This is a genomic window from Paenibacillus sp. GM1FR, assembly GCF_002803315.1.
In the GTDB taxonomy this organism is placed as follows: Bacteria; Bacillota; Bacilli; order Paenibacillales; family Paenibacillaceae; genus Paenibacillus; species Paenibacillus amylolyticus.
Genome location: NZ_MKZL01000008.1, coordinates 16472 through 41579, shown reverse-complemented (window position 1 = coordinate 41579; position 25108 = coordinate 16472). Strand labels below are relative to the sequence as shown.

General features: G+C 43.9%; 27 protein-coding genes and 1 tRNA gene. 3 read left to right on the top strand and 25 right to left on the bottom strand.

The window, feature by feature from the left end; genetic code table 11:
• Positions 1-158: 158 nt before the first annotated feature.
• From PAEAM_RS04830 to rpsF, 9 genes are all read right to left on the bottom strand, one after another.
• The gene (locus PAEAM_RS04830) at positions 159-1985 is read right to left on the bottom strand and encodes an oligopeptide ABC transporter substrate-binding protein (protein ID WP_100526832.1); all 1827 of its coding nucleotides are present in this window, start codon (positions 1983-1985) and stop codon (positions 159-161) included.
• 19 nt (positions 1986-2004) lie between these two features.
• Positions 2005-2910 carry an ABC transporter permease gene (locus PAEAM_RS04825; RefSeq protein ID WP_036611941.1) on the bottom strand — a complete coding sequence of 302 codons (906 nt, stop codon included), beginning with the start codon at positions 2908-2910 and terminating at the stop codon, positions 2005-2007.
• 29 nt (positions 2911-2939) lie between these two features.
• A complete protein-coding gene (gene opp4B, locus PAEAM_RS04820) occupies positions 2940-3902 on the bottom strand; it encodes an oligopeptide ABC transporter permease (protein ID WP_036611942.1) in 963 nt (320 codons plus the stop codon).
• A gap of 7 nt (positions 3903-3909) precedes the next feature.
• On the bottom strand, positions 3910-4842 hold the full coding sequence (locus PAEAM_RS04815) for an ABC transporter ATP-binding protein (RefSeq protein ID WP_047841027.1): 933 nt from the start codon (positions 4840-4842) through the stop codon (positions 3910-3912).
• 14 nt (positions 4843-4856) lie between these two features.
• Positions 4857-5846, bottom strand: a complete 990-nt coding sequence (locus PAEAM_RS04810; RefSeq protein ID WP_036612047.1) for an ABC transporter ATP-binding protein — start codon at positions 5844-5846, stop codon at positions 4857-4859.
• Between the two features lie 727 nt (positions 5847-6573).
• Entirely contained in the window at positions 6574-7167 is a 594-nt protein-coding gene (locus tag PAEAM_RS04805) for a M15 family metallopeptidase (protein WP_100526831.1), read from the bottom strand.
• A gap of 228 nt (positions 7168-7395) precedes the next feature.
• Positions 7396-7668: a 30S ribosomal protein S18 gene (gene rpsR / locus PAEAM_RS04800; RefSeq protein WP_017691433.1), complete on the bottom strand. Its 273-nt coding sequence runs from the start codon at positions 7666-7668 to the stop codon at positions 7396-7398.
• A gap of 56 nt (positions 7669-7724) precedes the next feature.
• Positions 7725-8210, bottom strand: coding sequence for a single-stranded DNA-binding protein (gene ssb, locus PAEAM_RS04795; protein ID WP_017691432.1), 486 nt, complete (start codon positions 8208-8210; stop codon positions 7725-7727).
• Between the two features lie 48 nt (positions 8211-8258).
• Positions 8259-8552, bottom strand: a complete 294-nt coding sequence (rpsF, locus tag PAEAM_RS04790) for a 30S ribosomal protein S6 (RefSeq protein WP_036611944.1) — start codon at positions 8550-8552, stop codon at positions 8259-8261.
• A 202-nt stretch (positions 8553-8754) separates the two neighbouring features.
• Here rpsF and PAEAM_RS04785 point away from each other — a divergent pair, with 202 nt between their 5' ends.
• Positions 8755-8949 carry a YjzC family protein gene (locus PAEAM_RS04785; RefSeq protein ID WP_036671877.1) on the top strand — a complete coding sequence of 65 codons (195 nt, stop codon included), beginning with the start codon at positions 8755-8757 and terminating at the stop codon, positions 8947-8949.
• 438 nt (positions 8950-9387) lie between these two features.
• Here PAEAM_RS04785 and PAEAM_RS04780 read toward each other — a convergent pair.
• The 4 genes from PAEAM_RS04780 to PAEAM_RS04765 all read right to left on the bottom strand — a co-directional run bounded on the left by PAEAM_RS04780 (position 9388) and on the right by PAEAM_RS04765 (position 11000).
• Positions 9388-9478 (bottom strand) — tRNA-Ser (locus PAEAM_RS04780).
• A 103-nt stretch (positions 9479-9581) separates the two neighbouring features.
• Positions 9582-9791, bottom strand: coding sequence for a DUF951 domain-containing protein (locus PAEAM_RS04775; RefSeq protein WP_036611950.1), 210 nt, complete (start codon positions 9789-9791; stop codon positions 9582-9584).
• The gene (locus tag PAEAM_RS04770; protein ID WP_100526830.1) at positions 9781-10722 is read right to left on the bottom strand and encodes a mechanosensitive ion channel family protein; all 942 of its coding nucleotides are present in this window, start codon (positions 10720-10722) and stop codon (positions 9781-9783) included. Before PAEAM_RS04770 ends, PAEAM_RS04775 begins: the two co-directional genes overlap by 11 nt.
• Before the next feature lie 14 nt (positions 10723-10736).
• Positions 10737-11000 carry a putative Se/S carrier protein gene (locus PAEAM_RS04765; protein ID WP_017691427.1) on the bottom strand — a complete coding sequence of 88 codons (264 nt, stop codon included), beginning with the start codon at positions 10998-11000 and terminating at the stop codon, positions 10737-10739.
• A gap of 117 nt (positions 11001-11117) precedes the next feature.
• Between PAEAM_RS04765 and yyaC the strand changes: the two genes are divergently transcribed.
• Positions 11118-11723 carry a spore protease YyaC gene (yyaC, locus tag PAEAM_RS04760; RefSeq protein ID WP_036611957.1) on the top strand — a complete coding sequence of 202 codons (606 nt, stop codon included), beginning with the start codon at positions 11118-11120 and terminating at the stop codon, positions 11721-11723.
• Here yyaC and PAEAM_RS04755 read toward each other — a convergent pair.
• From PAEAM_RS04755 to rpmH, 12 genes are all read right to left on the bottom strand, one after another.
• Complete coding sequence (locus PAEAM_RS04755; RefSeq protein ID WP_036611960.1) at positions 11698-12198, bottom strand: DUF4446 family protein; 501 nt, start codon at positions 12196-12198, stop codon at positions 11698-11700. The genes yyaC and PAEAM_RS04755 overlap by 26 nt on opposite strands.
• A 140-nt stretch (positions 12199-12338) precedes the next feature.
• Positions 12339-13493 (bottom strand): aminotransferase class V-fold PLP-dependent enzyme, encoded by a 1155-nt coding sequence (locus PAEAM_RS04750; RefSeq protein WP_100526829.1) that lies wholly within the window; start codon positions 13491-13493, stop codon positions 12339-12341.
• A 161-nt stretch (positions 13494-13654) separates the two neighbouring features.
• Entirely contained in the window at positions 13655-14500 is an 846-nt protein-coding gene (locus PAEAM_RS04745; protein ID WP_036611964.1) for a ParB/RepB/Spo0J family partition protein, read from the bottom strand.
• Positions 14493-15254, bottom strand: coding sequence for a ParA family protein (locus PAEAM_RS04740; RefSeq protein WP_036611966.1), 762 nt, complete (start codon positions 15252-15254; stop codon positions 14493-14495). The genes PAEAM_RS04745 and PAEAM_RS04740 overlap by 8 nt, the downstream gene beginning before the upstream one ends.
• Positions 15255-15439: 185 nt before the next feature.
• On the bottom strand, positions 15440-16258 hold the full coding sequence (noc, locus tag PAEAM_RS04735; protein ID WP_036611968.1) for a nucleoid occlusion protein: 819 nt from the start codon (positions 16256-16258) through the stop codon (positions 15440-15442).
• A 515-nt stretch (positions 16259-16773) separates the two neighbouring features.
• On the bottom strand, positions 16774-17496 hold the full coding sequence (rsmG, locus tag PAEAM_RS04730; protein ID WP_036611970.1) for a 16S rRNA (guanine(527)-N(7))-methyltransferase RsmG: 723 nt from the start codon (positions 17494-17496) through the stop codon (positions 16774-16776).
• Positions 17496-19385: a tRNA uridine-5-carboxymethylaminomethyl(34) synthesis enzyme MnmG gene (mnmG, locus tag PAEAM_RS04725; protein ID WP_036611972.1), complete on the bottom strand. Its 1890-nt coding sequence runs from the start codon at positions 19383-19385 to the stop codon at positions 17496-17498. Before mnmG ends, rsmG begins: the two co-directional genes overlap by 1 nt.
• A gap of 222 nt (positions 19386-19607) precedes the next feature.
• Positions 19608-20984 (bottom strand): tRNA uridine-5-carboxymethylaminomethyl(34) synthesis GTPase MnmE, encoded by a 1377-nt coding sequence (mnmE, locus tag PAEAM_RS04720; protein ID WP_100526828.1) that lies wholly within the window; start codon positions 20982-20984, stop codon positions 19608-19610.
• Between the two features lie 211 nt (positions 20985-21195).
• Positions 21196-21897, bottom strand: coding sequence for an RNA-binding cell elongation regulator Jag/EloR (gene jag, locus PAEAM_RS04715; RefSeq protein WP_036611977.1), 702 nt, complete (start codon positions 21895-21897; stop codon positions 21196-21198).
• Positions 21894-22772, bottom strand: coding sequence for a YidC/Oxa1 family membrane protein insertase (locus tag PAEAM_RS04710; protein WP_017691416.1), 879 nt, complete (start codon positions 22770-22772; stop codon positions 21894-21896). Before PAEAM_RS04710 ends, jag begins: the two co-directional genes overlap by 4 nt.
• Positions 22773-22847: 75 nt before the next feature.
• Positions 22848-23198 carry a ribonuclease P protein component gene (rnpA, locus tag PAEAM_RS04705; RefSeq protein WP_036611981.1) on the bottom strand — a complete coding sequence of 117 codons (351 nt, stop codon included), beginning with the start codon at positions 23196-23198 and terminating at the stop codon, positions 22848-22850.
• Between the two features lie 357 nt (positions 23199-23555).
• A complete protein-coding gene (gene rpmH, locus PAEAM_RS04700) occupies positions 23556-23690 on the bottom strand; it encodes a 50S ribosomal protein L34 (RefSeq protein WP_017691413.1) in 135 nt (44 codons plus the stop codon).
• A 575-nt stretch (positions 23691-24265) separates the two neighbouring features.
• Here rpmH and PAEAM_RS04695 point away from each other — a divergent pair.
• Positions 24266-24940 carry a GntR family transcriptional regulator gene (locus tag PAEAM_RS04695; protein WP_076329294.1) on the top strand — a complete coding sequence of 225 codons (675 nt, stop codon included), beginning with the start codon at positions 24266-24268 and terminating at the stop codon, positions 24938-24940.
• The last annotated feature ends 168 nt before the right edge of the window (positions 24941-25108 follow it).

Sequence of the window (25108 nt, the reverse complement as noted above, 5' to 3'; positions counted from 1 at the left end):
AAAAAAACATGAACCCCATACACCCATGCCAGAGTGTACAGAATCCATGTTTTTAAAGACACTTTTTATTCATTTTCCCAGGAGAATTCTTCATTAATAATCTAGCAACCGGCTTCTTAAAGGACCCCAATCCTTACAGCTGCTAATTTAAGAATGTTTTACTGAGCTACAACTGCTTTGTCTGCATTAACTTGCAGGTCGCTCAGGTAAACGCCTGTTCCATCACCAATCGCATAGTTCATTACACGTTTGTTAACGGGTGCTACAACTGCACGATACAGTGTAGGGAATACAGGAACTTCATCTACCATGTATTGTTGCCATTGATTGTAGATCTCTTTACGCTTGTCTACATCAAATGCTTCAGCAGAGATACCTTGTGCCAGCAATTTGTCATTCTCTTCGCTGGAGAATCTGGAGAAGTTGTAGAGTGCATCACGGCCATACAGACCAGATGGATCTACGTCAATACCAACGCCCCATGCTGCTTGATACACATCAATGTTCGGATCATCTTTACCTGTGTTACCTACACGGTCATAGAAGCTGTTGAACTCAACCATTTCCAGATTTACTTTCAAACCAATAGCTGCCCATGATTGAACATAATAACGAGCCAATGGTTCAGCTGTGTCTCCACCAGTCATGGATACAAAGTTGATTTCGAGTGGTGTTCCATCCGGATTCGTACGGAATTCACCATCCAGTTTGTAACCAGCTTCGTCGAGCAATGCTTTCGCTGCTTCTGGATCATATGCTACACCCGGATTGTTGGAATCATGGAATTCTGGGTGAGACGGTGGAATCAGGGTTGTTGCATTCCAACGCAGACCATTATAGAAACGTTTACCTACTTGATCGTTATCTACAGCCATCCACATTGCTTTACGCAAGTTTTTGTCGCCCATTTTTGCTTCGGCATTGCTTACAACTTTTCCGTTCTCTTCATCCCACGTACCCAGTTTGAAACCGATGTACGTATAAGCACGATCGATTGCGCCCAGGAATTCTACGTTGGACAGGTTAGCATTATCTTTGTATTGATCTGTCGGGAATGCATCCACGAGGTCTACCCCGCCAGATTTCAGTTCTTGAACAACCGTTGTCGGGTTGATAACTTTCAGAGTCACTTTGTCCAGTTTCGGAGCCCCACGCCAGTAGTCTTCATTCTTAACATAAGTTACAGACTCACCCGGAGTGATGACATCCACTTTAAATGGACCAAAACCAATTGGTTTTTCACGTACTTCTTTCGAAGAAGACATTTTTGCTACATCCATATCGCCGAAGATATGTTTAGCCAGTGGATACGTCCATACGCCACCTGTCAGCAGGGACGGAGTGGATTCTTTATACGTAATGCTGATTTGTTTGTCGCTCAGCACTTTAATACCAGAGATTGTTTTTGCTTTTCCAGCATGGAATTCTTCCATACCTACTATGCTAGTAAAGTTGGAGTCATAACGTGGACCATCATACGCTTTGTTACCAATAACTTCATAAGCAAATTGCAGATCTTCAGCCGTTACCGGCTTGCCATCATGCCAGTTTACGTTGTCACGAATGGTCAGTGTGAACGTTTTTCCATCTTCAGATGTCTCATATGTTGCTGCACCATCATTGGTGTACACATAGTCTTTGTCCCATGTAAGTAATGGCTCATCGAACCATTGCAGTACCTGAACATCCGGGTTACCGGAATAGAAGTTATAGTTCAGTGTACCTTCAAAAGCAGTATCCGATACAAGTCCGAATGTAATCGATCCACCCTCGATCGCAGTACCCTCATTCGTTTTGACATTGTTGAAGTCATCAATGGAGTAAACGCCCTCTTCATTAGCAGGTTTTTCCTCCGTTTTTCCCTCTTCTGTGTTGGAAGCTGGAGCTGGAGTAGCTGCTTCCTTCTCAGAGCACGCTGCGAGCACCAATACAAAGACCAACATCATCGTGAAAAATAGTCCCCGTGAAAATAATCCCTTTTTCATGAACCTTTCCTCCCTTTTTTTAACCTCTTCTTTGTCTTGCATCAGTCGCACGCTTTAGGGCTTGACCGACATTATTTATACTCAACATCAATACCAGAATCAGTACCGATGCGGGTAGCCATATCCACCATCTGGACTCCAGGGTTTGCGGATTACGTGCATAACTTACGAGTGTTCCAAGACTAGGCGTACTTTCGGGAAAACCAAACCCGAGGAAAGACAGCCCGGATTCGAGGCCAATGTTGGCAGCGAGATTCAATGTCATCGTTACGATGATAATGGAACTCAGATTCGGAAGAACCTGTGAGAGCATAATCTTCAGATGAGATGAGCCCAATGTTTTTGAAGCTTTTACATAATCCAGTTCCCGTTCCTGTAATGCTTTGGAGCGAATCAACCTGGCGATACCCATCCAGAGAAATGCCGTCATGATTAGAGAGAACGAGATGATATTGTATTTCGGTACTGCCGTAACAAACGCGATAACAATCATCAACATCGGAAGGATCATGAAGAAATCAACAACACGCATAAACAGGTTGTCTATCATTCCACCGAAATAACCGGATAAAAGGCCAATTAAGATACCTATGAAGCCAGTCATTAACGTTACGATAATTCCAATGGTCAGGGAGTTACGTGTACCGATGACCAGTTGGCCAAATACATCACGACCTCCATAGTCCGTTCCAAGCCAATATTTCGCGGATGGAGGTTCATATAAGGCAAACAGATCCACGCGTACGATATCATCCTGATTCAGAATGAGAGACGTGCCATATACCAGCAACATGACCAAGCCCAAGAAAATGAGCGAGATTAGTGCCACCTTATCTCTGACAAGCTCCCTCCATAAAATACTCAAGCTGGAGGGGCTTTTATCAACCTTTTGTGAAGTTACAACTACCTCGTTGGCCTTGCTCATCTTGTTTTCACCCCGAAATCTTCAAGTTCTTACTTGATCCGTATACGTGGATCTACAATTCCTAGAATTATGTCAGACAGCAATGCCCCGAGAATGGAAGCTACGCCATACAACAATACGAGTGCAGTCACAACGCTGAAGTCACGCAATGAGATGGAACTCAGGAACAACTGCCCCATACCTGGATAACTGAATATACTTTCAATAAATACCGTACCTCCGATAAGCCCTGTAATCTCATATCCGAAGAACGCGGCGATAGGTAATAGTGAGTTCCTCAAGATATGCCTGTTGTAGATCCGGGATTCCGAGGCGCCTTTGGCTCTGGCAGTAATAACGAATTCCTTATGCTTGATATCAATGATTTCACTACGTAAATATTGAACCGTAGATACCGTTGTAATTAGTGCCATGGATAATGCCGGCAATAATAGATGATAGAACTTACTCATTACGTAGCTGAATGTGCCTGGTGTAAGACCCGGCGCAACGCTACCTCCTGTCGGGAACCAGCCGAAGTGGAATCCGAAGATCCATACCATCACCAGTGCGAAGATGAACAATGGTGCGGCAAACCCCAGGTAAGTGTATCCCGTGATCAACCGATCAGACCAGGTATCGTTGTAACGACCACTGATGATACCCAGTGGAATAGCGATCAGGTAAGTCAGTACAAGTGTCGCCAGTGCGAGCCAGAATGTATTTGCTACACGCTGACCGATCAAGTCGGTAACCGGCATTTTGAAACGGAAGGATTGCCCAAAATCACCTTGGATGGCGTTTTTGATCCAGTCCCAATATTGCACGTACCAGGGATTATTCAATCCTAGTCTCTCTCGCTGCGCTTCCAATGCTTTGGGATCAACGCTTGGATCAAGCAATCCCGTTAGTGCATCGCCCGGCATGGCTTTGGCCATCAGAAAGACCAAAAGACTAAGTAAAAAGATCTGAGGGATCATTATGATAATTCTGCGTACTATCGTTTTCCACATATGGCCTTCAACCTTTCTGAGGTAGAGCTACTCGGTGAGTATCGGAAATGGATTTGAGCGAGTATGCAAGCCCTTCCTCATCAAAGAAATTTCGGTATGAATGTTCATACTCGGATTTGACCTGTTGACGGAAGGCTACCATTTCCTCTCGTTTGGTTGGGTCCATATCCGGAATGGCTGCAATGAGACGTTTGGTATAGATGTGTTGCGGATTCTCAAAAATATCATTTGTTGTGCCCTGTTCCACATATCGACCTTTATACATAATCCCAATCTGATCACACATATGACGGATGATGCCCAGATCGTGACTGATGAACAGATAGGTCAGATTTAATTCTTTTTGAATTTCCTGCATGAAGTTGAGTACCTGAGCTTGTACCGATACATCGAGTGCAGATACAGGTTCATCCGCGATAATTAGTTTCGGCTTCAGTGCAATAGCCCGTGCAATGCCAATCCGTTGACGCTGTCCGCCGGAGAATTCATGCGGATATTTGTAGATTGATTCCGGACTCAGGCCAACCTTTTCAAGTAATTCTCTTACTTGTCTTTTCTCCTCGGTAGCTGTCAGACGCTCATAGTTACGAAACGGCTCAGCGATAATATCGATAACCCGCTTCTTTGGATTCAGTGATGAATATGGGTCTTGAAAAATCATTTGAACATCCCGCTGGAGTTGCCTGTTCTTACGTCGCTCTGTAGCCAGATTTTTGCCGTTAAACAGGATCTTTCCGTCAGTGACATGGTTTAGCCCAATAATGGCTCTGCCTGTTGTTGTCTTACCTGAACCTGATTCGCCAACTAGACCATAGGTCTGTCCTTCTTCAATGGAGAAGCTAACATCATCAACAGCCTTTACACTGCCAATTTCCCGTTTAAGCAATCCACCGCGAATTGGAAAGTGTATCTTGAGCCCTTCTACTTCGAGTAATGCCATTATGTTATTCCTCCTCAGCTTTGGTCAGGGAAATGAAAGTGCTGGTAACAGGTACACCGTACAAAGTGACCTGGTGCAATTTCATGCATCTGTGGGTTCTCTTCATGAGCCGATTCACTAATCCATGGAATTCGGGCTTTGAATCTGCACCCTTTGCGAGGAAGATTTTTGAGTGATGGTACGATGCCTTGGATGACATGTAATTTGGATCTTTCTTCAGACAGGGTGGGAATAGAGTTCAGCAGTGAGCGGGTATATGGATGCTTCGCATCGTTCATCAATGTGAAGATATCTGCGATTTCAACAATTTCGCCTGCATACATAACTGCAACGCGATCAGCCATCTCAGCTACGACACCCAGATCATGTGTAATCAGAATAATGCCTGCGTTAATTTCACTCTTCAGATCACGGATCAGCTCCAGAATCTGTAGTTGAATCGTAACGTCAAGCGCCGTCGTTGGTTCATCGGCTATGAGTAGTTCCGGTTTGTTGGCAATCGCAATGGCAATAACAATTCTCTGTCTCATACCACCAGATAGTTCGTGGGGATACTGCTTGTATATTTGTTCGGGACGTGGAATCCCTACCTGATTCAATAAGTGAATGACCTTTTCTCTCTTCTCTCTGGAAGAGAGCTTGGACTGATGAAGTGTGAGAATCTCTTCAATCTGTTCACCAATAATCATTAGAGGATTTAGTGCGGACAATGGGTCCTGAAAAATCATGCCCATTTCTTTGCCGCGTAGCTTGTTTAACTTGCTTGGGGAGATGTTGGCAATATCTTGTCCTTTATAGAGGATCTGGCCTTCGATCTTTGCTTTGTTATGCAAACCCATAAGAGAGAATGCAAAAGCACTTTTACCTGACCCGGATTCACCTACAATCGCCAACACTTCATTTTTCTTCACCGTAAGGTTAACGTGATCCACTGCTGCATAATAGTCATCTTCAATTCTGAATGATGTTGTTAGATTTCTGACTTCCAATAGCTCTGTATTCAAATCAATCACCCTAACCCCATAATTTCCGTAGATTGTATTCGTGTGTAGAGAAATGCATCTACTGTATATTTCCAAGTTCTTGAAGATAACGAACAATAGCTTATACAAAATACCAAATTGTTAGGAGAAACAAGTTTAAGAGACTTATATTTAGACCATTGGTCAATTAATGTTGATAATTCCTAGCGGAATTATATATCAAAATAATTAATGTAATCATACGTGTAATTTTAGCTAACGTCAATGCTTATTTTGAGATTTTTGGCATAAATGTTTTTTATAATACAGATTTGGATATTAGTAATATAATAAAGGCATATAGTAGGGAGTTTGAGAGGTATTATCATGTTTTTGGCTGTGAGGTGTACATAGGCAATTAGTCAATTTAACATATACATAACATAATAGTTACATCTAGTGTATGTGTATGTTTTGATTTGAGTAGACATACTTAATTTTGCGTGAGGTAAATGTTACATATATGAGTGATGATTATATCTCGATCTATAGTTGAATTTTATTGAACCGGAGCCGTTATGCTTACAATTGAAATAATATGTGCGATCAAAGTAAAAAATCTAGTTAATCTAGTATAGTTTTATTTATTTGCTAATGTAAAGACCAAATTGTCATCTTTTATCATTTATTTTACAAAAGAAAGAAAAAAGCCCTGCAAAATGCAGAGCTTACCTAATAATTATTCATTTAAGTGTATATATAACACCTTTTACTGAGAGTCAGGGGGGCTTTTACCACGTTTTAACTCATTAATACTCAGTCCAAAATCCATCTGCAAGTGAGGATAGTCCGGAAAGTTTGCCCAATCTCCACCCCAAGTGAAACCTAACTCTTTGGCGAGATCCACAACTTCCATCCAGTCTGTCTTGCCATTGCCGTTATCATCCCGTTCCATATCCCACACCACATCACCCTCAGGCGTCCTCAATGCAAAATCAATTGCTAATCCGTAGTTATGATATGACTCACCACCACGTGCATTAGTAACGATATTGCCTGCGCTTGAGCGTCCTTGGTTGAATAGTGCATCTTGCTCCTCGGAACTTCGGTAACCGTGGGTGATAACAATCTCTATTCCACGTCTCGCTGCCTTACGTACCAATAATTTCTCATTCTCTGCTACCACAGGATGTAGGCCGGTGATTGGCAGAGCTTCTTGGATTGTTGTCCCAGGCCACATATTATTTATATCATCTTTTTGCTGTAACCATACATATATAATGGAAAGTAAAAGAGTAGCTATAATCCAGGTTTTTAGACTTCTCTTTTTTCTCTGTTTGCCTTTACGTTTTGATGTATTCATATCCACTCCTGATGTTTATTCTGAAATAAACAGCTATTCCTGCTGCCTGAACCTTTTCAGTAGATTAGACTCTATTATAATTCATTTGAGCCTTGAATGCTTCTATCACCACAGTATTGAATTCTTCCATTTGTTAGAGTGGATCTGTTATTTCTAATAATTCTATTGATATATACAAAAAAGCAGCCGGCTATAAGCCGACTGCTTCGTATGCAAGCTGAGTAAAAACTACTCAGTTGTGTATGGCAATAATGCGATTTGACGGGAGCGTTTGATTGCAATCGTCAGCATGCGTTGATATTTAGCGCTAGTACCTGTTACACGGCGTGGCAAAATTTTTCCACGTTCGCTGATAAATTTACGAAGCAAGTCCGTATCTTTATAATCGATGTGAGTAATTTTGTTAGCTGTGAAGAAGCACACTTTACGACGTTTATTACGGCCGCCACGACGTGCCGGTCTTTTATCGTTGTCTCCGCCTTCTCTTTGCTTGAAGCCCATGCTTTTCAGTCCTTTCCTATCATGTAACCCATATCTCCTAAGAGTATCAGCTCATGTTAAAATGGCAAATCATCATCCGATATATCAATCGGTTTTCCGTCATCGGAAAAAGGATCCTGATTGTTGCTACGCGAATTATTGTTATTGTTCGCGCGTCCGCCGCCTCCATAAGAAGGCTCTTCACGCATTGGTTGCCCACCGCCGCCACCGCTATTATCACGGTTAGCTGACTCCAAGAAACGGACATTATCGGCAATGACTTCGGTCACGTATACACGTTTTCCTTCGTTATTCTCGTAGTTCCGTACTTGAATGCGTCCTTCGACTGCAGCCAGGCGTCCTTTGCGCAAGTAGTTCGCACAGGTCTCGGCAAGCTGTCTCCAGGTTACGACCGGAATGAAATCGGCTTCCTTTTCTCCCCCTTGGCTTGTAAACGGTCTGTCCACTGCCAAAGTAAATTGCGTAACTGCCACTCCTGCTGGAGTGTAACGCAACTCAGGATCCCGGGTTAACCGTCCGATCAGAATGACACGGTTCAACAATGTAATCCCCTCCTTCAGAGCGTATTGGTGCGTTAATCACGAGTAGTCTTAAGCAGACTTAACGTCGTTGGTAATGAGATAACGAATTACTTCGTCAGAAATCTTCATGAGACGCTCAAGTTCAGTTACAACTGCTGGTTCAGCAGTGAAATGTACCAGAACATAAAAACCATCACGGAATTTCTTGATCTCATACGCAAGACGGCGTTTACCCATAACGTCGTGAGCTGTAACTTCACCACCGCCGTTGGAGATGATGCCTTGGAATTTATCGACTGTAGCTTGAACAACTTCTTGCTCAATGTCAGGACGAATAATGTACATCACTTCATATTTGCGCATAATTTTCACCTCCTTATGGACTCTGGCCCTCAATCTAGGTTGAGAGCAAGGAACGAGCACAAACTCGAACTATATTAATATAACAAATACCGAGTCAAAGTGCAAGCAAACGTTCCCTGTACATATTGGCACATGATCAGCCCGGCTATGGAGCACACTACAGAAGCAACAAAGTAACATAATCTGCAGAGGAGGTTTTATCATGGGTGAAAAAACCGAGTTTGAACCAGGAGACAAAGCCCCAAACGATGGAGAGTACACGGAAGTTGGGGAAAAAAGCTTTGTCACGGAAATTCAGAACCCAAAGCGGGTAACGTTGCAAAAAGGTGAAGCTTTTCCCGAAACAAGCAATCATAATCGCAAGTGGAAGAAGCTGACCAAAGCCCGCGTCCATTAATCGCAATACTTTTTTACGATCCATGTATATAAAACGGAATAAAGCACATAATACAATCAGGCGGTGCACGAGAGAGGTGTGGTTCCGTTGGACAACGAAGCCGATCATTCGCTGTTGGAGATTCATCACGTAATTTAAGAAGCAAGTGGTTATGTGTAGTAAGGCCCTTCGTCTGAAGCACGCGTATTGCTACGTGCAGTACACCAAGTGTCTGATTGTTACGACCGATTGTTTCCTAACAAACAAATGCACCGCCGGATAAAGAGCCCTTCGGGGCTCTTTGTTTTTCGTTCGAGTCATTAATGATGCATCTGATATGGATACATGTTCAATACATATTCAATAAAACGTTATACAAAAAAAGACTTTCCTAATGGAAAGTCTTCTTATCGATCTTTTTATTAAACTCAATGTGTATTGAGTAAATTACAATTGAAGTGGCGGAAAGGGTGGGATTCGAACCCACGCACGCTGTGACACGCCTAACTGATTTCGAGTCAGCCCCCTTGGGCCTCTTGGGTACCTTTCCGCAGCAATATTGATTATAGCATGATCATTTACAGAACGCAACACTCCTACGGAGCCTGCATGTAAACGTTATTACGCATACTGCATACCGAATTATTGCTAGCTCAGGATTCAGTGGAATCTTCGGCTGAACGCAGTACCTTCTTCATATTTTTCTCGAATTTCGCTCTTGGAATCAACACGCTGTGTTTACATCCGACACACTTAATCCGAATATCCATACCCATACGAATGATCTCCATCTCATTGCTGCCACAGGGATGCTGCTTCTTCATCTGCACGATATCCCCAAGCTGGAAACTTTTACGCTCCACCTGTGCCATCCCCCTCATCTTTCTCCAAAGCTACTGCCTGTTCCAATGCGGCTTGATTGCTCATCTCATGATACTCCAGCGTTTTTTTCACATCGCCCTGAATCTGACGTTCCACCGAAGCACGAGAGTTAGGCATACATTCAGCCACAATTCGCACCACATACTCTGATGTAGACATCGACTGTATACCGAGCACATCCGGCACCTTCACAATATTTAGGTCACGCTCTTCAATCCCTACCAAAGACTTCTTCACCAGATGTACCGACTCATCGAGACTTAAGTCCGCCTTCATCGGAATATCCACTACAGCCAGCGAATTCGACATGGAGTAGTTCGTTACACTTGCAATCGCCCCGTTTGGGATAATGTGCACTTCACCTTGCCAGCTGACCAGTTTCGTTGTTCTAAGTCCGATCACTTCAACCGTTCCCTTGTAGGTTCCCGTCTGAATAACATCCCCCACAGCGAACTGATCCTCCAATATAATGAAGAAACCCGTAATAACATCCTTGACCAAACCCTGTGCACCAAAACCAATGGCAAGCCCGAGCACACCAGCACTCGCGAGTAGCGGTCCAACTTGGATATTGATCTCAGATAACAGTAGCAGAATCATAATAAAATTACATGTTATGGAGGTCGCATTTTTCAACAGTTCCCCTACGGTTACGAACCTGCGCGGATTCACGCGAATCTTGCCTTCCTGCTTGCGTTCCATGGAACGATCTATAATTCGATATACCACCTTAATGACAATACGGGTGATGATAAAAATAATGATGATCCGGATTGAGCTGAACATAATGTTAAGCCACATATCAGGATCTGCAATTTTGTTCCAGACTTTATCCGTCCAACGAAGGGCTTCATCCACGGCGGCTACCGGACCGCTAGCTGTAGTCCCTTGAGCAAACTGAAATGACAACATTCATCATCCCTCCTCTACATCGGTATGTTATCATAGCTGTCTTCTGTTTTGAAATAGAGGCCTCGAATCTCTACGAACTCGTTACGAATGATCTTCTGCACTCGCTCCAGATCCTCTTTTGGAAACTGAATACATAGCGCACACCCTGCTGTAATTTCTTTTGGTGTAGGGAACAAATCAATCTCTATCTCAGCAAACTCCAGCAGCATTTCAGCACGCAGTGCCTGCTGGGTTGAATCAAATGCAATCAGCATCCAATCGTTAATCCATTCGTCCATATCCGGCTCCTTTCGCCATACGTCCAACCCTAGAGAAAAAGCTTGTCCTCGTGAAGTATAAAACGCTCTACCTTTCCATATACTGTTACTACTATTCCAAGGGAAAGGATAGATCCTATGAATCCTACTTCGCGTTCCTTTTCATCACAAGACATGACCAGTTTAAAAATCCCCCATACCGATCCAGGTATTCACTCGGCCATTACCCATCGTTTAATGTTCCATCTCTATAAAGCCCATTCTCTGCAAAATGTAGTGATTGTCTGCATCGGCACAGATCGCTCAACAGGTGACTGCCTTGGTCCTCTGGTCGGATCAGCCCTTTCCAAGTGGGACAGCCCTTTATTCCATCTATATGGTACCTTGGATGAACCAGTTCATGCGATGAACCTGCAAGATACACTCCACAACATACAGAAAACACACCATAACCCTTATGTGATTGGCATTGACGCCTGTCTCGGACAATCATCTAGTGTGGGATGCATTCAAGTTGTAAATGGTCCTCTCAAGCCGGGTGCGGGGGTAAATAAAGAATTACCGCCGGTCGGCGATATCCATCTGACAGGTATCGTTAACGTCGGCGGCTTTATGGAATACTTTGTTTTACAGAACACACGGCTCAGTCTCGTTATGCGTATGTCCGAGATTATTTCCAGCAGTCTGTACTCGGCCATCCGGGAATGGCATACACGTTCTACTCTGCTTGCTGTGCCAGAGTAATAGCTTCCTTTTCCTCTGGGGACAGAGTATACGTGGACTCTCCCCCTTTAAGAGGTTTGGCATATACGTAAGAACCGTCACGGTTATATATCCCCGTAAGGATCATGCCATCCTGGCTATCATTAATCATAGCCATTGAGAAGCTCAGATCACTGCCACGCTCTCCATAAGCATTGTATCTTTTCACGCCAACTTTACCTTGAATGCGGGTCAGCTTTTGCATGACAACTTGCAGCTGATTCGTTTGCAGTTTGTGTTCATCCTCAATGCTGTCCATCTGAATTTTCAGATTAACCAGCAACGATTCCAGGTCCTCTACTCCACTGCCAGCCATCATGGCTTCATATTTACGTTTAAACTTTCGTAACTTTGCCCCTTGAACAATACTCACAATCAGCAAGATCACCGTAAGTAATGCCATTCCGCCAATAATCCATAACAGCTGTTCCAGAATCAGCTCGTTTAATTCAGCCATGTAATTGCAACTACCCCTCTATATTTTTGATCAGATTAACGTCTGTCCTGTAATATTATCATTCATTATAAATCAACCCGATATCCATAAGCTTAATCAAGCAACCCTGTATCAAATGAGTTCATCATTTCAACTCTAATCTAGTCTGCCTCAGTTAATTCCAACACTGCCTTAACGAGTGCTTCCACATGTTCTCTAGTTGAATGGTATCCCACACTGGCCCTTACTGCTCCGGTAGCGGTTGTACCAGCAGATTCGTGTGCAAGCGGTGTGCAATGAAAACCGGAGCGTACCGCAATCCCATAATTCCGATCTAAACGGAAGGCCAGTTGTGCTGAATCATACCCATCTACAGTAAAAGATACTAATCCGGTACGAGGCTGTCCAATCTCTGGACCAAGCATTCGTATACCCTTAACGGATGACAACCCATCCATCATAAGTTGGGTCAGTTCCCACTCATGTTGGTAGATGACCGCTGGTGTCATCTCAAGTACATGTTTCACACCCGCATTCAGCCCTGCGATCCCGACAGTATTCGGCGTCCCCGCTTCATACCGATCAGGACGCACCTTTGGCTGCTCCAGAGCTTCTGACTGACTTCCTGTTCCTCCATGAAGTAAAGGCTCTATATCGAGCTCTGGAGCAATGTACAAGCCCCCTGTACCCTGAGGACCAAGCAGTCCCTTATGCCCTGGAAAAGCCAACATATCAATGCCCAATTGTTGTACATTCACAGGCATAACCCCAGCACTCTGCGCTGCATCTACCAATAAGATCGCCTGATGTTTACGACATAGGAGCGAAATTTCTCCAATAGGAAGAATACTGCCAAGCAGATTCGAACTATGTGTACATACCACCAATCTGGTATTGGAGCGAAACATACGTTCCATTTGCATCAGATCAATGGCTCCCGCAGCATCAACAGGTACATAATCAATCTCCACATTTCGGAGTCTGCGCATATACTCTAGTGGTCGTCTGACTGAGTTGTGTTCAGCCATGGTGGCAATCACATGGTCGCCCTCTCTGAGCGAGCCTTGAATCGCCAGATTCAGTGCTTCTGTCGTATTTGATCCGAATGCAATATCATTCGCATTTTTGATTCCAAAAATATCGGATAAAGATTTTCTCGCCTCAAACAATACACGACTTGCCTGAACAGCCATGCGGTGACTTCCTCTGCCAGGATTGGCTCCGGCAATCTCCAATGCACTCAACATCGCATCACCGACAGCAGGTGGTTTAGGCCAAGATGTTGCTGCATGATCTAGATAGATAACTCCCTCCACCTCACAACCACCTCTGTCCCATAAATTAATAATTCGCCTGCACGTATTGCACATATAACCCTATAAACAAAGAATGACATATCGTTTCTCCATGGTACAGAGGCGATATGTCATGACATGAGTAAGCCCCGCATGTTGTTAATGAATCATAGACCCGACTGTTATTGTAACAATTCCAATAGCCGTTCCAGATCCTGTTGACTGTAGTAGTTGAGCTCAATTTTACCTTTATCTTTATTGTGCTTGATTTTCACTGTGGTTTTGAAACGTTCACGAAGAGATTCTTCCAATGTATCAATGAATGGATCTTTCTTTTTTAACTTCGATTTGGCTTTAGCCTCACCTGTTTTGGAGCGATCCAGTTGTTGAACAGCTTCCTCCAACTCACGTACACTCCATTGCTGATCAATGGTCTGTTTCGCAAGTTGCTTCACTATAACCTCGTCTTTAACACCCACGATCGCACGTGCATGTCCCATAGATAATGTTCCACGTGAAACATGGTCTTTTACTTCTTCGGGCAATGATAACAGACGCAAGAAGTTAGCAATGTGAGAACGTGATTTACCTACTTTTACAGACAACTCTTCCTGAGTCAACGCGAATTGATCCATTAACCCCTGATAAGCAACTGCAACTTCCATGGCGTTCAGATTCTCCCGTTGCAGGTTCTCGATCAACGCAATCTCCATTACCTGCTGATCACTGAAGTTGCGGACTACAGCCGGTACCGTGGCATTACCACAATATTGCGAAGCTCTGAACCGTCGTTCTCCGGCAATAATCTCATAACCTCGTAATACAGGACGAACAATAATGGGTTGTATGACACCATGCTGACGAATGGACTCAGCCAGTTCATGTATTGCGCCCTCATCAAATACTTTACGTGGTTGATAGGGGTTAGCCCGCAGTTGACTAATCGGGATTTCTACGACTTTATCATCGTCATTAATTGAAAGCGAAGGAATGAGGGCATCAAGACCTTTTCCAAGCCGCTTACTCATAAGAAATCACTTCCTTTGCGAGCTCTAAATACACTTCCGCCCCTCTTGAACGAGGGTCATACGTAATAATGGATTGACCATGAGATGGTGCTTCACTAAGCCGTACGTTACGCGGAATAATCGTTTGATATACTTTTTGTTGAAAATACTTTTTCACTTCTTCAATAACCTGAATCCCCAGATTGGTCCGCGCATCAAACATCGTCAGCAATACCCCTTCAATCTGCAGGGATGTATTCAGATGTTTCTGTACCAGACGAACTGTATTGAGCAACTGACTTAATCCTTCAAGTGCATAATACTCACACTGAATCGGAATGATCACCGAATCGGAAGCAGTCAACGAATTGATCGTTAACATACCAAGAGATGGTGGACAATCGATCAGTATGTAATCATAGTTTTTTTTCACCATGGCGAGTGATTTTTTCAGGCGAACTTCCCGTGATATCGTGGACACCAATTCGATCTCGGCTCCGGCAAGCTGAATCGTTGCAGGTATGATATGAAGGCCTTCAATCTGAGTCTCCAAAATTGCTTCTTGAGGAGGAACCTCATTAATAATGACATCATATATACAATTAGCCACATCTGCTTTATTGATTCCGACTCCGCTGGTTGTATTCCCCTGAGGGTCAATATCGACAAGCAATACTCTTTTCCCGAGTGAAGCCAGTCCTGCACCCAAGTTAACAGATGTCGTCGTTTTCCCCACACCGCCCTTTTGATTTGCTACGGCCATAATCTTAGACAATTACTTCACCTCAAATAAAATAGGAGTCTTTTCTGTAGGTTGTGAGATATTGTTAACAAAAAGCAGGCGGCTATCGTCCACACAAACAACAACTACCGTTCCATCAATATACCGTTCTTTAAAAATGTCTGACCTAACTTGCTTTATAGACATAAAAAGCGGCCCATTGCCGCCATAAGCTTCAATTATTTGCGTTTTGGAATATGGATAACGATCTCATAATGATCCTCATGGTCTGCTTCTTTTGTTTTGATGTCCAGACCAGAGCCAGTTACCATATCAATGGATTGGCGAATTGTATTAAGTGCAAGCCTTACATCCTTGGTAAAGGAAACACGTCTAGATTTTTTAATCTTGGAAGATTCCTTGTAGAAGGCAACACGTGCCTCTGTCTGTTTCACATTCAATTCTTTTTCGATAATCTCACCGAGCAACTTCATCTGCAGTTCTTCCGTATCCAGAGAAAGTAATGCTCTTGCATGCCGTTCAGAAATTTTGCGTTCCATCAATGCGGCCTTAATGCCGTCCGGGAGCTGTAACAACCGAATTTTGTTCGCGATGGTTGACTGGCTTTTGCCGAGTCGTTGTGCCAGACTTTCTTGTGTCAATTGATGCAAGTCGATCAGCTTCTGATAAGCGACAGCTTCCTCAATGGAAGTCAATCCTTCACGCTGCAAGTTCTCAATCAGTGCAATGGATGCGGCCTGAGAGTCGTTGAATTCACGCACAATAGCCGGAATCGTATCCAAACCCAATTTTCGAACTGCACGCCAGCGACGTTCCCCGGCAATAATCTCATATGATCCATTTCGCACGCGAACGACAATAGGCTGAATTACACCATGTGTTTTGATCGTCTGCAACAACTCATCAATTTTATCATCATCAAAAATAGTACGGGGTTGATATGGGCTGCTCACAATTTCATTAACCGGAATCTGTTTGATCTCATCTCCGTTATTGCGCTCCGCCAAACCAAACAACTTCGAAAATTGTTCTTTCATTCCGCAGATTACCACCTAGTTTCGTAATAGCTCCCACAGTCTTTGCAGGTGCTTCTTATTCAATAAGCGACCTTTCACATGCATCGTTCTTGGAATAAGTTTTGCCTTTCATAACGCTTTCTGTCATGCAACATCGAACGCATATCCATCTATCTATACATATAATCTATGATCGCTGTGACCCAGGATCGGATACTTCTATTCTATCATCTTTTCTATCATAATCCTATGCTTACCTATTCTTTAAACTCTACTAATTATCCTGCTTTTTCTTTGTGAATATTGGAAATATGACGACTTGCACACATTCAATTAATGAAATTGTTCATGAGTTACTGTGCGTAAAATTCATCAATACAGGTTCTTTAAAAGATATGTAATACGAAGTATCTGTAATGTTGATCCAGTCCTCCATTTTAGAAAACAAAAAAAAGAGAATGTTTCACGTGAAACATCCTCTTCATCCATGTCTAAAATTCTATTTTGTTTTGACTTACTTCAAAACCATCACGCAACTATATCAGCGGAGTCTTCATTGGAGTACCTGGTTTACGCGGATACTTATATGGTGTCTTATCAAATTTCTGAATCAGAATGATGTGACGCTCTGATTCTTCAACCGGCAGCTGGAAAGGATGAACGGCCTTAACCCGTCCTTTCAGCTGATTGAAGCTGAACTCCGCTTCCTTCATTTCTTCACGCGGGTCTCCACCCTTCATGGCAGCGAATATTCCACTTTTACGAACAAACGGAAGGCAGAATTCATTCAGCACAGCCAGCTTGGCTACTGCACGCGCCGTAACAAGATCGTAGCTGTCACGATACCCTTCTTTGCGTCCAATCTCTTCAGCACGTCCATGGACCAATTCCACATCAGTCAGGCCAAGGATATCTACCACATGCTGTAGAAAGCCAATCCGTTTATTTAATGAATCAATGATCGTAAGCTTAATATGCGGGAAACAGATCTTCAGTGGCAATCCCGGAAAACCCGCTCCTGATCCAATGTCAGCAAGCTTATTCACTTTGGTCATGTCAGTATAAAATGCCAGCGATACCGAATCATAGAAATGTTTTGTATACACTTGCTCACGATCCGTAATTCCGGTCAGATTCATCTTTTCATTCCAGGATACCAGTTCCTGATAATACAGTTCGAATTGCTCCAACTGGAGTTCGCCCAGCTCTAATCCATGTTTCTTTAAGCGCCGCTGCAGTTGCTGTTGAATATCGTCCATTATTGTCCCCTTGCTGCGGTTACACGGTTATAATGCTCCAGGTAGACCAGCAGAATGGAGATGTCGGCAGGAGTAACTCCAGCAATACGAGAAGCCTGGCCAATCGAGATTGGACGAATCGTAGCGAGCTTCTGTTTGGCTTCCATAGCAAGACCATGAATCTCATCATATACGATGGTGTCCGGAATTTTCTTTTTCTCCATCTTTTGCAAACGTTCCACGTGGATCAATTGTTTCTCAATATAACCCGCATATTTAATTTGTATTTCCACTTGTTCTTTCATATCTGCTGTCAGTTCTACCTCAGATGGTGAGAGCTGTTCAATCAGTTCATACCCCAGCTCCGGGCGACGCAGCAAGGTAAGCAACGTACTGCCATCCTGAATAGGTGTAGATCCGTACTCTTCCAGCTTGGCATTCACTTCAACCGGGCGAGCTTTAGCCACTTTCAGACGTGCGACTTCCTGCTCGACTTTCGCCTTTTTATCCAGGAATTTCGCATAACGCTCTTCAGGGATCAGGCCAATGTCATGTCCGATTTCCGTCAAACGCATATCTGCATTATCATGGCGAAGCAACAGACGATACTCAGCGCGTGAAGTCAACAGACGATACGGTTCATTTGTACCTTTTGTCACCAGATCATCAATCAGCACGCCAATATAACCTTGGGAACGATCAAGTATTACCGGCTCTTTCCCCTGTACTTTGAGTGCAGCGTTGATTCCAGCCATAACACCTTGTCCTGCTGCTTCTTCATAGCCGGAGGTACCATTAATCTGACCCGCCGTAAACAGACCTGGTAGACGTTTAGTTTCCAGTGATGGCCACAATTGTGTAGGAACCATCGCATCGTATTCAATCGCATAACCATTACGCATCATTTCCACTTTTTCCATACCTGGAATGGAACGCAGCATAGCCAGTTGAACGTCTTCTGGCATACTCGTAGACAACCCCTGTACGTAATACTCGGATGTGTTCTTGCCTTCCGGCTCAAGGAATATCTGATGTTTCGGCTTGTCGCTGAAACGAACAATTTTATCTTCAATGGAAGGGCAATAACGTGGTCCGGTTCCTTCAATAAGCCCCGAGAACATCGGAGCACGATGCAGATTATCATTAATAATCTGATGTGTATCCACAGATGTATACGTCAACCAGCAAGGCAACTGCTCATTATCAGAAGATTCTGTTTCATAGGAGAAGAACTTCGGCTTGTCATCGCCAGGCTGAATTTCGGTTTTGCTAAAATCAATCGTATCCTTATGCACACGTGGTGGTGTACCCGTTTTGAAACGAACCAGATCAAAGCCCAGTTCACGCAGATTCTCTGACAATTTAAGAGAGGGTTGTTGATTGTTCGGTCCACTCTCATACATCAACTCGCCCATAATTACTTTACCGCGCAAGTATGTGCCTGTTGTCAGAACGACCGCTTTAGCCCGATACTCTGTTCCGGTCTGAGTCACAACGCCTACACATTTTCCATCTTCAACGATCAGTGAATCAACCATACCCTGACGCATCGTCAGATTACGTTCATTCTCCATTGTTTCCTTCATTTTATGCTGGTAGGAGAATTTATCTGCCTGAGCACGAAGCGCGTGAACAGCAGGCCCTTTACCCGTGTTAAGCATCCGCATCTGAATAAAGGTTTTATCGATATTCCGTCCCATTTCTCCACCAAGTGCATCAATCTCACGGACAACATGTCCTTTAGCCGGTCCCCCAATAGATGGGTTACAAGGCATAAAGGCCACCATATCCAGATTGATCGTAATCATTAGTGTTTTGGACCCCATACGAGCTGCGGCCAGCGCGGATTCCACACCAGCATGCCCTGCACCAACGACGATTACATCATAACTGCCGCCATCAAAAGCCATTCCCGTTTACCTCCTTATTCCGCTGCATTTGGTGTAACTCACGCAGACGGATCATGTTCTAAAATAATGAAACTACTTCTAACCGTTCATCGGAACTTGCATCCCTATCTATATGAAACCAACACGTAATGGCTACAATATCATTCTATCCTTTGACAACAGGCAGAAATTGTACCTCTCCATCATACACTACGATTTAACTCAATCGGCAGTATATTATTTTTACTTTCCTAGACAGAACTGGGAGAAAATCTGATCAATTAATGCATCATGTGCTGTATCTCCAACAATCTCGCCCAAATGCTCCCACGCCAAACGAACATCAATCTGTATCATATCGATCGGAATGAACTGCTCTGCTGCTTCATAGGCATCCACCAGAGACTGCTTCGCTTTTTTGAGCAAAGCAATATGACGCACATTACTGACATAGGTCAGATCTGCGGACTCCAGTTTACCACTGAAGAATAGCGTAGAGATGGCATCTTCCAGTCGATCCACACCCAGATCATCTTTCACCGACATCGGTACAAGCCGTTCTTCCGGAATGTAACGAAGCAGCACGTCACGTTCTACCTGTGGCGTTAAGTCCATTTTATTCATAATGATTATCGATTGTCTACCGCGGATTTGTTCCAATAATTCAATCTCATCGGGATGAAGTGGCTCCGCAGCATTCAGAACCATCAAGATCAGATCAGCTTCACTTACCGCAGAACGAGAGCGTTCTACCCCGATTTTCTCAACAACGTCCATCGTTTCCCGTATTCCTGCCGTATCAAGCAACTTGAGCGGGATATTATTGATCGTAATGAACTCCTCGATCACATCACGAGTTGTTCCTGGAATGTCCGTGACGATGGCCCGGTTGTCTTGCGCAAGTGTATTCATCAATGAGGATTTACCTACGTTAGGTCGTCCAACGATAGCCGTCGTGATACCTTCTCGCAGGATCTTACCTTGCTCTGCTGTAGTCAGCAATTTATCAATTTCAGTCATAACCTGACTGGACTTTTCTTTAATAAAATCAGACGTTAACGACTCCACATCATGCTCGGGATAATCGATATTCACTTCAATATGAGCCAGTGTTTCCACCAATGTATATCGTAGATCACGCAATTTGGAGGACAACTTGCCTTCAACCTGTTTCAATGCAACCGAGAAAGCTCGGTCCGACTTGGAACGAATAAGATCCATGACACCTTCCGCCTGAGACAGGTCAATCCGCCCATTAAGGAAAGCACGCTTCGTGAACTCACCGGGTTCAGCCAGACGAATATCAAGCTGCAACAACAGGTCCATGACCCGTTTAACAGACACTACACCGCCATGCGCACTGATCTCCACCACATCTTCTGTTGTGAACGAGCGTGGTGCTCGCATGACCGTAACCAATACTTCCTCAATCTTTTCCCCATTAACGGGATCTATGATATGACCATAATGAACCGTGTGAGATGCTGCCTGAGTTAAAGGGGTTTTGCTGCGAAAAATCTTTTCCGTCTCCGACACTGCTTCCGGGCCGCTGACCCGGATCACGGCGATACCCGCCTCTCCGACAGCCGTTGATATCGCTGTGATCGTATCACTGATCATAGTTATCTCTCCTTGCTCTATTTTAAATTGCCGTCCCTCTGGGGACGCCATATCCATTTTCAAATCTATTAATGATATATCATATGACATGTTGTTTTATCGTATTAAGTCCACTCTTTACTTGTTCTACGCACCTTATCAAATTGCTTCTGTACGAAAAAAGCAATGGCTTCTGCACCGGGCAGGAAGCCATTGCGTCTTCAATTTCGTGTTATTTCGTCGTAATAACCACACGCCGATTAGGCTCCTCGCCCTTACTTAACGTCTTAATCTGCGGGTGATTTTGCAGTTTTGCATGGATGACTTTTCGTTCGAGCGGAGGCATTGGTTCCAGTACAACTTCCTTACCGGTACGGATTGCTTGTCCAGCCAACCGTTCAGCCAGATCCTCCAGTGTCTTCCGCCGACGTTGACGGAAATTCTCCGCGTCAAGCACAATTCGAACGAAGCTTTCCGAATATCGGTTCGCTACAATGTTCGTTAGATACTGAAGCGCATCCAGCGTCTGTCCACGTCTGCCAATAATCATGCCCAGATCTTCGCCGGCAATATTGAAGATATGTCCATCCCGCTGTTTTTTGATATGCACTTCAACATCCAGTCCCATACCTGCTGCGACCTCTTTCAAGAAAGCAGCCGCTTCTTCATAGGGATTTTTAGCTGCAACATCCTCGAGTAATGCATCTACTTCAGATTTGTATGCAGCTGGTTTGATCGGCTGTGGAACAACTTCCGGTACAGGCAATAATTTCACTTCAACTTTGGCCGCCCTCACCCCGAACAAACCCAGGAATCCTTTTGACGGCTGCTCTAACACTTGTATCTCGACCTTGTCCCGACTTACGCCAAGCTCGGTCAATCCTTGGTTTACAGCATCTTCAACGGTTTTTCCTGACGTAATGACTTTGGTCATTTCGATTTTTTGGCCCCTTTCGACCCTTTTCCAGAGACGGTCGCTTTGCCACCGTTTTTGCGTTTAGCTCCATTTTTGGAAGAGCTATTCTGCTTCACGTTGACCTCAGCCACGATTTTATCATTATTCCGGTAAAGGAAATAGTTTTGCACGATCGTGTAGATGTTACTGTAGAACCAGTACAGCGGAAGTGCTGACGGGAACTGATAAGACATCACGAAGATCAAAATCGGGTACACCCACAGCATAAACTGCATCGGACCCACTTGCTGTGCAGGGTTCATACGCATCATCATCCATGTTTGAATGAATGTTGTGATGGCAGCCAGCACTGGCAAAATAAACAGGTGATCGGGTGATCCGAGCTGGAGCCACAAGAAATCATGCGTTCTCAGACTGGAGTTTCCGTAAATTGAGTTATAAAGTGCGATGTAAATCGGCATCTGAATGATAAGTGGCAGACAACCGGCCATCGGATTAACTTTGTTCTCCTGGAACAACTTCATCGTTTCTTGCTGAACTTTCTCAGGTGTATCTTTAAACTTGGCTTGAATCTCCTTCAGCTGCGGCTGAATCGCCTGCATAGCTTTGGAGCTACGGACTTGTTTCATTGTTAATGGTAAAATCAATGTCCGTACAATAAGCACCATCACGAGGACGGCCAGTCCATACTCACCGTTGAACCAGTTGGCGAAAGTATCGAGCGCCAGTGAGAACCAGTAAATAACATTAGCTTGCCAAAAAGAATCACTATTCTTCAGATCTTCCGTAGTAACCCCGGCTCCTTGTGGAGTACATCCGGCGAGTACAGTGACCATTGCAATGACTGCAATGAGGAGAATCCACTTCCCCTTTGATGTCTTCAATCGCGACACTTCATAACCCCTCTCTTAACCAATCCATTCCATCGTAAAATCATACCATAATTAGGAGGACAAATAAACCGAAGCTTACCGCTTGCTCGACTTCAAAAGAGAGCCCTTACGCATCGCGTGTAGCAGGCTTTTTTCCATTTCCTTATAGGGCATGTCCAGTGCACCTTTTCTGACGATAAAAATCAGATCCATCTGCGTGACGATCTCATGCTCATGATGGCGAACAATTTCCTTGATCATGCGTCTCATCCGGTTGCGTACGACAGCGTTTCCGATTTTCTTGCTGCATGATACGCCGACCCGAAATTGTTCCGTATCTTTACGGCGACAACCATACACCACGAATTGATGATTGGCAAACGATTTCCCATACCGGTATACACGGCTAAAGTCCGCCCGGTTTCGTAGACGCAGTCTTTTATACACGGCGCTTCTCCTTGCTGTTCTCCACCAATGTTATTGACGGAGGCCTCATTACTGATTTAGTATAGGCTTTCTTGAATGACGGTAAACCGCCTTGGCGACAACTTCATTTGGGATGATTGTTAATCAGCTACTTGAACTGATCCGCATTCATCCGGGATGAATGTTGATTGGCCATTTCAACCTATCAACGGTTCATCATTATATAAGGTAAGTTTTCGAAAAATGGAAAACTCACTCAACATACATCGTGTGTGTTCAGCACTTTTTCGCAGACCATTCAGACCTGATCTGTAGCAGCATCCAGTCTGATTTGAGCTAATTAAGAAAAAAAAGACCACCTCGGTGGTCTTCAATGCATTAAGCACTCAGGTTTTTACGGCCTTTAAGGCGACGTGCGGCCAAAATTTTACGGCCGTTGCTCGTGCTCATTCTTTTCCGGAAACCATGAACTTTTTTACGTTTGCTAACGTTCGGTTTGAATGTAGGTCTCAATGTATTGCACCTCCTCACAAGGAAATACTTATGTGATGAATCACTTTCATCTTCACAGAAAACACCTTTATATATTTAACCATGATCACCTGGAAAAGTCAACTGCAAGGCGCAAGGCTTCTCCCTCTTTTATATACACTCTTCATCCCACCAATAGTAATGACCACAGTCCGTTCACTTTATTACCAATTTCAAGCCCCGAAGAGAGTCCTGAAAGTTATCCCCAGACCCTGATCAGATCACCCTATTTCAGCGTTTGTAGTTATCCACACCCTCCAATACCTGTTATCTCCTTCATTTCATCCTGTTTGAAGTTATTCACATGTGGATAATGATTATAGGCTATTAATATCGTCATATTCTAATCCCGTTGTATCCGCTTCAATTAAGGTTTACAAGCTTTTGAGAAAGGTGTAGGATAAAAATCACATCTTGTATACAAGTAGTCCTTTGAAAAAAAAGTAGCCGTTAGCTTGTAGCTACAGACTATGGATTGAACTGAATGTCCAGTCCGCAAAATAGTTATGCTATGATCAGTAATGAACTGATTACTTATTAATAGGAGCGTTAGCCATATGTTATTTCCTTCTTCCTGGCTTCAAGGGGCTTCCCGCGGTGAAGCCATTGCCTGCGAATTAAGGCTGCGGATCATCAGCGGTACCCTACGACCTGGAGAGATTTTGTCGGAAAACCGAATTGCGGCTGATTTTGACAGCAGTCGTTCACCTGTCCGTGAAGCGTTACGAACATTGTCCAATGAAGGACTTATTCGACTTGAACGTATGGGTGTCGTTGTCATTGGACTACGAATCAAGGATGTCGAAGAATTGTATGATGTCCGTTTCCTGATTGAAAGTTTTGTGCAGCAGCGACTCGCTGGTGATGTCCCAGAATCATTAATCACCCAATTGCGTAACGTGATCGACAAAATGCAACTTGCTGGACGGCATCAGGACGCCGTCGAATTCGCGTATCAGGATCTCGTTTTCCACGAGACCATCATTGAAGCTGCTCAGCATTCCCGTATTTCACATCTATGGAAGAGTATTCGATATGTTGTGATGACTGTTATGCTGCTTACAACGCGCAGAGTATTTGTTCAAGGCGAGCAGAAAGTAAGCGCTGTAATTGAGAAACACCTTTTGCTCGTTGAAGCACTTGAATCAGGTGACAAGGTGCTCATTCAGGCTGGAGTCCGCACGTATTTCCAAGATTCTGGAAAAACCCTGCACGAAAGCTTTGATTCTTAATCGATGCAAGGCGTTTGCAATCATATCCGTCGTGAATGATTGCGGCTTAACTTGTCGACAAGTATACAAAATGCGATTTTGTTTCAAATTTGGGCATGATAAAACTACATTTTTCGCCAACACCTTCTGTAGTACTGGTACAACTTTAATTGTTGACGCTAATTTCAC

Bases quoted from the DNA above. Each gene is read 5' to 3' on its own strand.
- PAEAM_RS04830 (WP_100526832.1), bottom strand. From the start codon at position 1,985: ATGAAAAAGGGATTATTTTCACGGGGACTATTTTTCACGATGATGTTG.
- PAEAM_RS04825 (WP_036611941.1), bottom strand. From the start codon at position 2,910: ATGAGCAAGGCCAACGAGGTAGTTGTAACTTCACAAAAGGTTGATAAA.
- opp4B (WP_036611942.1), bottom strand. From the start codon at position 3,902: ATGTGGAAAACGATAGTACGCAGAATTATCATAATGATCCCTCAGATC.
- PAEAM_RS04815 (WP_047841027.1), bottom strand. From the start codon at position 4,842: ATGGCATTACTCGAAGTAGAAGGGCTCAAGATACACTTTCCAATTCGC.
- PAEAM_RS04805 (WP_100526831.1), bottom strand. From the start codon at position 7,167: ATGAATACATCAAAACGTAAAGGCAAACAGAGAAAAAAGAGAAGTCTA.
- rpsR (WP_017691433.1), bottom strand. From the start codon at position 7,668: ATGGGCTTCAAGCAAAGAGAAGGCGGAGACAACGATAAAAGACCGGCA.
- rpsF (WP_036611944.1), bottom strand. From the start codon at position 8,552: ATGCGCAAATATGAAGTGATGTACATTATTCGTCCTGACATTGAGCAA.
- PAEAM_RS04785 (WP_036671877.1), top strand. From the start codon at position 8,755: ATGGGTGAAAAAACCGAGTTTGAACCAGGAGACAAAGCCCCAAACGAT.
- PAEAM_RS04770 (WP_100526830.1), bottom strand. From the start codon at position 10,722: ATGTTGTCATTTCAGTTTGCTCAAGGGACTACAGCTAGCGGTCCGGTA.
- PAEAM_RS04765 (WP_017691427.1), bottom strand. From the start codon at position 11,000: ATGGACGAATGGATTAACGATTGGATGCTGATTGCATTTGATTCAACC.
- yyaC (WP_036611957.1), top strand. From the start codon at position 11,118: ATGAATCCTACTTCGCGTTCCTTTTCATCACAAGACATGACCAGTTTA.
- PAEAM_RS04755 (WP_036611960.1), bottom strand. From the start codon at position 12,198: ATGGCTGAATTAAACGAGCTGATTCTGGAACAGCTGTTATGGATTATT.
- PAEAM_RS04745 (WP_036611964.1), bottom strand. From the start codon at position 14,500: ATGAGTAAGCGGCTTGGAAAAGGTCTTGATGCCCTCATTCCTTCGCTT.
- noc (WP_036611968.1), bottom strand. From the start codon at position 16,258: ATGAAAGAACAATTTTCGAAGTTGTTTGGTTTGGCGGAGCGCAATAAC.
- rsmG (WP_036611970.1), bottom strand. From the start codon at position 17,496: ATGGACGATATTCAACAGCAACTGCAGCGGCGCTTAAAGAAACATGGA.
- mnmG (WP_036611972.1), bottom strand. From the start codon at position 19,385: ATGGCTTTTGATGGCGGCAGTTATGATGTAATCGTCGTTGGTGCAGGG.
- mnmE (WP_100526828.1), bottom strand. From the start codon at position 20,984: ATGATCAGTGATACGATCACAGCGATATCAACGGCTGTCGGAGAGGCG.
- jag (WP_036611977.1), bottom strand. From the start codon at position 21,897: ATGACCAAAGTCATTACGTCAGGAAAAACCGTTGAAGATGCTGTAAAC.
- PAEAM_RS04695 (WP_076329294.1), top strand. From the start codon at position 24,266: ATGTTATTTCCTTCTTCCTGGCTTCAAGGGGCTTCCCGCGGTGAAGCC.